The 6,200-nt window shown below is 46.2% G+C and carries 8 protein-coding genes; 7 read left to right on the top strand and 1 reads right to left on the bottom strand.

Features of this window, described 5'->3' with window-relative positions; translation table 11 throughout:
* Both AR337_RS06605 and AR337_RS06600 read left to right on the top strand, forming a co-directional pair.
* A partial coding sequence (locus AR337_RS06605) for a penicillin-binding transpeptidase domain-containing protein (protein WP_253701538.1) occupies nucleotides 1-587 on the top strand: 587 nt, incomplete at its 5' end.
* A gap of 71 nt (nucleotides 588-658) precedes the next feature.
* The gene (locus tag AR337_RS06600; RefSeq protein ID WP_059171227.1) at nucleotides 659-1,330 is read left to right on the top strand and encodes a YrrS family protein; all 672 of its coding nucleotides are present in this window, start codon (nucleotides 659-661) and stop codon (nucleotides 1,328-1,330) included.
* 26 nt (nucleotides 1,331-1,356) lie between these two features.
* On the opposite strand, the gene AR337_RS06595 is transcribed toward AR337_RS06600, so the two are convergent.
* Nucleotides 1,357-1,563, bottom strand: a complete 207-nt coding sequence (locus tag AR337_RS06595; protein WP_059171226.1) for a DUF2536 family protein — start codon at nucleotides 1,561-1,563, stop codon at nucleotides 1,357-1,359.
* Nucleotides 1,564-1,735: 172 nt separating this feature from the next.
* Here AR337_RS06595 and AR337_RS06590 point away from each other — a divergent pair, with 172 nt between their 5' ends.
* The 5 genes from AR337_RS06590 (at nucleotide 1,736) to AR337_RS06570 (ending at nucleotide 5,589) form a co-directional block, all read left to right on the top strand.
* Nucleotides 1,736-2,374 (top strand): class I SAM-dependent methyltransferase, encoded by a 639-nt coding sequence (locus AR337_RS06590; RefSeq protein WP_059171225.1) that lies wholly within the window; start codon nucleotides 1,736-1,738, stop codon nucleotides 2,372-2,374.
* A 17-nt stretch (nucleotides 2,375-2,391) separates the two neighbouring features.
* Nucleotides 2,392-3,087 (top strand): 5'-methylthioadenosine/S-adenosylhomocysteine nucleosidase, encoded by a 696-nt coding sequence (mtnN, locus tag AR337_RS06585; protein ID WP_059171224.1) that lies wholly within the window; start codon nucleotides 2,392-2,394, stop codon nucleotides 3,085-3,087.
* 21 nt (nucleotides 3,088-3,108) lie between these two features.
* On the top strand, nucleotides 3,109-4,032 hold the full coding sequence (locus AR337_RS06580) for a PLP-dependent cysteine synthase family protein (protein WP_059171223.1): 924 nt from the start codon (nucleotides 3,109-3,111) through the stop codon (nucleotides 4,030-4,032).
* On the top strand, nucleotides 4,033-5,166 hold the full coding sequence (locus tag AR337_RS06575; RefSeq protein WP_059171222.1) for a bifunctional cystathionine gamma-lyase/homocysteine desulfhydrase: 1,134 nt from the start codon (nucleotides 4,033-4,035) through the stop codon (nucleotides 5,164-5,166). It abuts the gene before it with no gap.
* Between the two features lie 168 nt (nucleotides 5,167-5,334).
* Nucleotides 5,335-5,589 (top strand): YrhC family protein, encoded by a 255-nt coding sequence (locus AR337_RS06570; protein ID WP_059171221.1) that lies wholly within the window; start codon nucleotides 5,335-5,337, stop codon nucleotides 5,587-5,589.
* The last annotated feature ends 611 nt before the right edge of the window (nucleotides 5,590-6,200 follow it).

The following is a 6,200-nucleotide window of genomic DNA, read 5'->3' as shown; positions in this document are numbered from 1 at the left end:
GGGTGGGGAATGTATTTCATTTTCAGGAATTCCACCAATTGGATGAAGAGAAAGGGCGGGTATTTTTAACAGACAGTGAACGTGAGGATGATAATTTTGTTGCACTATCGGGCATCGGCCAAAAAGAAGTAAGGGCCACGCCCCTTGCCGTTGCGAATATGATGGCAACGATTGCCAGAGGCGGGGACAAGCAACAAGTAAGAGCTGTTTCTTCCATCGAATACAAGAACGGCACGGTTATGTTTGAGTTCCCGCAAAAAGAACTTCCCGGGCAAAAAATTTCGCAGCAAACAGCCCGCGAACTTCAAGTACTGCTAAGAAGGGTCGTAACGGACAGCCAAGGGACTGGCAGATGGTTCGCCGGCCTTCCCTATGAGGTTGCGGGGAAGTCTGGAACAGCTGAAACAGGTAGATTTTTGGGAAAAGAACAGCTGCATAATAAATGGTTTGCAGGCTATTTTCCCTTTGAAAATCCGCGGTATGCCCTTGTTACTGTCAACCTCGATGTAGAGGGAGATGAGGGCGGCATTAACCAGCTATTCGCCGAATTAGTGGCCTATTTGCATAGCCGGGACAACCCGAGGTAGAAGGTTAATTCTTCATCTTTCACGCTTCTCATGATAGAATAATGTCAATCTTTCTTAGGGAGGCCTTGTCTATGGATCATGGGTATTCAAATGGGAACCGTTCGCGTTACCGTGCAAAAAGAAAAAAGACAAACATCATTTTAAATAGCTTGATTGCAATTGTTATTCTATTAATCCTTGCAGTTGGTTTTTCGATTTTTGCGGGAAATGATGATGCTTCGCCAAAGCAGGCGGATAAAGCAGAAGCTGGGCAAAAATCCGGTGGTACTGAAAAAGGCGGGGACAACGGAACACCCGCAGATGATAAAGGGGGGAATTCGTCCGATGACGGTGATTCTGCCGGGGCAGATGATGGTCAATCGGATGGGGAAACAGAAGATGAAAAGGTAGATGAGCCCGTCGAAACAGAGGGAGGAAGCTCCCCGAATGTTAAAAAGACAATCGAAAATCCGGGGTGGCAGCCTGTCGGTACAAGCCAGACAGGTGATCACCAGGTTGTCGTTGACAGCAATTCCACTGATTGGGACGAAATGCATGATGCCCTTGCATATGCTATAGGCACTGACAAAGGCAATATAACAACATGGTGGCTTGAAAGGGACCGGAGCAAGGAAGGCGGGGCAATTGGGACCGTTACAGCGAAAGGAAGCGACCAGGCATACCGTGTGTATATCGAATGGGTGGACGGAGAAGGATATAAGCCGGTCAAGGTAGAAGAATTATATGAAAATGATAAAAAATAATACGAGCAAGGGCGCAGGTGCCCTTGCTATTTTTTTAGCTTAAAATGAACCGCTGCGGTAAAGTAAGCCTTTCTTTCCTCATTGACATGCATTTGATGCGAGACCGAATGTACATGCAGCATGATGGCCCTATTCACTTCTATTTGTGCGGCAATCTTCTTTTCTAGAGCAGAAAGGCTTGTCGCCTCAAAAAATTCAATTTTATCCTCAAAGAGGTCAAACTGCAGATTCAACGTGATTCCTCCTAGTCATTAGTCATTTCCATTGTAGCCGTAAACTGAGATTGGTGGCAATTCGCCAGTTGAAGATTGGAAGAGGATGTGATAAATTGGGAACATGGTTCGTTTTAATTCATAGTATATCAATAGGAATTATGAGTTTAATAAAAATGGAGCGTGTATATAGATGGGCAGGGAATTTCTTGATTTGTTCGAGGTTTGGGCAGAATCCTATGATGACAGCGTCGAAGGCCATGATAAGGAGTACGAAGAGGTGTTCAAACATTACAGCAGGATCCTGGATGCGGTGGCGGACAAGGCTTCTGGGCATGTAATTGAATTTGGTTCCGGGACCGGGAATCTTACGAGCCGCTTGTTGGCCCGCGGCTTGAAAGTTACCGGCATTGAGCCATCGCCGGCGATGAGAAAAATAGCCGAATCCAAACTATTAGGGAAGGCGCAAATTCTTGATGGCGATTTCTTGAGCTTTCCGGAACTTGATAATCCATTTACACTTGTTAGTACGTACGCCTTTCATCACTTGACCGATGAGGAGAAAAGGGAAGCTATAGCCCTTTATGGAAAAATTTTGCCGAACGGTGGTAAAATAGTATTTGCGGATACAATGTATGAATCTTCCGAAGCGTTCAAGGACGCAATAAGGGATGCCAAGGAAAAAGGCTTCCAAAACCTTGCGGCGGACCTCGAAAGGGAATATTATACGACTATTCCGGTTTTGAAGGCGATTCTTGAGGAGAATGGCTTTCACGCCAGCTTTTCCAGATGCAATGACTTTGTCTGGCTGATGGAAGGTGAAAAATTTTAAAAAAGTGAGGTTACAAAATGAAAATTGCCATTATAGGAGCGATGGAACAAGAGGTCGCATTATTAAGGAGCAATATCGAAGGAAAAACCCGCGAGGTAATCGGAGGATGCGAATTTACTTCAGGAAAAATGGATGGGGTTGACGTAATCCTGCTACGGTCCGGCATCGGGAAGGTAAATGCGGCGATGTCGACCGCCATCCTATTGGAACGATTTAAGCCTGACTGCGTAATCAACACCGGATCTGCCGGAGGATTTGACCCATCTCTCGAGGTTGGCGATGCGGTCATTTCCACGGAAGTCCGCCATCATGATGTCGATGTCACGGCATTTGGCTATGAATACGGACAGGTTCCCGAGCTTCCCCCTGCTTTTAAGGCGGATGAAAAACTCGTCGCGATTGCTGAAGCTGCAGCCGATGAGATTGAGGATATCCAGATCGTCAAAGGCTTGATTGCGACAGGCGATTCCTTTATGGAAGACCCGGAAAGAGTTGAATTTATCAGGACAAAGTTTACTGGGTTGCAGGCTGTCGAGATGGAAGCAGCCGCGATTGCGCAGGTTTCCCACCAATTCAATATCCCGTTCGTGATTATCCGTTCCTTGTCAGATATTGCCGGGAAGGAATCGAATGTTTCCTTTGACCAATTCCTTCATAAGGCGGCCCTCCACTCGGCGACACTTGTCATGAAAATGGTATCGGCTCTTAAATAGAAGCGAAACGGGGGAGGAAAGTTGAAGGTTTATAATAATGTCCATGAATTGATTGGAAATACACCCATCGTTGAAATTAAATCATTTCCTTTACCGGAAGGGGTACGAATTTTTGCCAAGCTAGAATTCCTGAATCCCGGCGGAAGCGTAAAGGACAGGCTCGGACTCGAATTGCTGCGAGAGGCCTTTGAAAGCGGCAAACTGCGGGAAGGCGGTACGATTATCGAGCCTACCGCGGGCAATACTGGGATCGGTCTTGCCCTTGCTGCAATCAATAGGGGAATAAATGTTGTTTTTTGCGTCCCGGAAAAATTCAGCCTGGAAAAGCAGGAGCTTATGAAAGCTCTAGGCGCGAAGGTTGTCCACACGCCAACCGAAGAGGGCATGAAGGGCGCAATCAAAAAAGCGAAGGAAATGCTCGACGAGATTCCCGGCTCGTATTGCCCTCAACAGTTTGAGAACCCTGCTAATCCGGAAACATATTACAAAACACTTGCTCCCGAGCTTTGGGAGCAAATGGATGGGGAAATTGGCGTATTTGTGGCGGGCGCGGGATCAGGCGGCACCTTCATGGGGACCGCCCGTTTTCTAAAGGAACAGGATAAAGGGATAAAAACAGTCATTGTCGAACCAGAAGGCTCAATCCTGAACGGAGGCGAGTCCGGCCCGCATAAAACGGAGGGCATTGGCATGGAAATGCTGCCCGGCTTTATGGACACAAACTATTTTGACGCAATCCATACTGTTCTTGATGAAGATGCGTTCGGCATAGTCAAGGAACTGGCTGCCAAGGAGGGGCTGCTTGTCGGCAGTTCATCCGGCGCAGCTTTCCACGCGGCTCTCCAGGAAGCTAAAACTGCAGATAGCGGAACGAATATAGTCGTTATTTTTCCGGACGGAAGCGAGAGATATTTAAGTAAAAAGATTTATGAAGGCGGGATATAAATGAAAAGGAAAACCAGATTAATCCATGGTGGTCAGCCTATTGATCCATATACTGGCGCGGTTTCCGTGCCGATCTATCAGGTGAGCACATACAAACAGGAGGGAGTCGGCGGCCATAAAGGCTTTGAATACTCCCGGACAGGCAACCCGACAAGGCATGCCCTTGAAGAACTGATCAAGGACGTTGAAGGCGGACATGCTGGCTTCGCTTTCGGATCCGGCATGGCGGCTATGACGGCTGTCATGATGATGTTCAACTCTGGCGACCATGTTATCCTCACTGACGATGTGTATGGCGGCTCTTACCGTGTCATGACAAAGGTATTGAACCGGATGGGCATTGATACAACGTTTGTTGATACGAGCAATTTGGAAAACATCAGCAAGGAAATCAGGCCGAACACCAGGGCAATCCATTTGGAAACCCCAACAAACCCGCTTATGAAAATTACCGATATTGCGGGAGTGGCAAAGTTGGCCAAGGAACATGGCCTGTTGACAATTGTTGATAATACGTTCTCGACTCCTTACTGGCAGAATCCAATTGAACTGGGAGCCGATATTGTTTTGCATAGCGCAACTAAGTATCTGGGCGGCCATAGCGATGTTGTGGCTGGGCTTGCGGTTGTGAATAGCGAAAAACTTGCTCAGGAACTACATTTCGTCCAAAACTCAACAGGCGGCGTACTCGGCCCGCAGGATTCCTGGCTGCTGATGAGGGGAATGAAAACACTTGGAATCCGTATGGAGGAGACTGAAGCCAATACGAAGGCGATTGTTGATTTCCTAATAAGCCATCCTGGCGTCAAAAAGGTCTTTTACCCTGGCCTTGAAACCCATCCGAACCACTCAATTGCCAAAAAGCAGTCACGCGGTTTCGGCGGCATGGTTTCGTTTGATGTCGGCAGCGCTGAAAAGGCCGATGAACTGCTTGGCAAGGTGCGATATTTTACCCTGGCGGAAAGCCTTGGTGCGGTGGAGAGCCTCATTTCTGTGCCAGCAAGGATGACCCACGCTTCCATTCCGGCTGAAAGGCGCGCAGAGCTTGGCATAACAGACGGGCTCGTCAGAATTTCTGTCGGCCTGGAGGATGCGGAAGATTTGATTGAAGATCTTAAAAATGCATTAGAATAAAACATATAGTTGCGCCGGCCCTAAAAGGGGCTGGCGTTTTTGCTTGCTGCCAGTATATTGAAGCATCTTACTTTTCAATGTTCCAACAATGTTAATAATTACATTGCTCACTAAGCTAAAAAATATGTTAAGTTAAGTTAGTATTCTATTAGAAAAGCAGGTGAGCAGATGGAAAAACAGGCAAAAGAACTTTTTGAGAAAATGACCGATACCAAATGGTTCGGAATCGTCCTTTTGGCGGCCGGCTCATTTTTCTACATCGGCACCATTCTTCCTACAGCCCCATCAAAGGCAATGGATTTGGTTGGCATGTCAATTTCATCGCTCGTTTTCCTTGCAGTCTCGATTCTCTTTTTCTTAAAATCAAGGGAATATAGGGAAATGCTTTTGGAACATGAGGATGGAGAAGAATATTTCCTTTAACATATACCGCCCGAAATGGGCGTTTTTTATTGCGAACATTTTGGATAACTTGAGAGAATTAATTTCGGTAGCACAATCCTCAGAAGTAGAAAGAGCGGTAGCACAAGGAAAGGTTTCCTGAAATTTCTTTGCCTGCGGCGTATGCGCTTGCCCTTTTGTTCTGTGAAATGGAATCCATCGGGGTTATGCGAAATTGTGTCCGAAATTTGACAGTTTTCGATATCTGCCTTGGAATTTTCGTTATCTTGAAAAATTTTTCGATATCAGCTTCGAAATTTTCGATATCCGACCGGAAACTTTCGATATACGCTAACACGCCGCCGATATACGGACTGCGACTTAATTAATGTATGGAAAAGCTAGTGCATTACACCCAAAACTGGTTGGTACGGTCACTATTTCAGCTAAAAAGCGATAATAAAGTAAAATATGCAAATAAAAACGCTTGGAATGCTCAAGCGTTTTTTTCTGTCTGTTAAATTAAATTAGTGGTCACAAGTGAGTTTTACGAGGGGGGGTTTACCAGAATTCTTCGTGCCTTCCACTACAATCTTCATTAAATTATTCGGACACAAGCATTCATGGTGAAGAACTAATCTATAGTTTTTTCC

The organism is Bacillus sp. FJAT-27445, from assembly GCF_001510665.1.
Classification (GTDB): Bacteria; Bacillota; Bacilli; order Bacillales; family Cytobacillaceae; genus Bacillus_D.
Note: the sequence above shows the minus strand (reverse complement) of the source record. Positions and strands in the feature narration are given on the sequence as shown.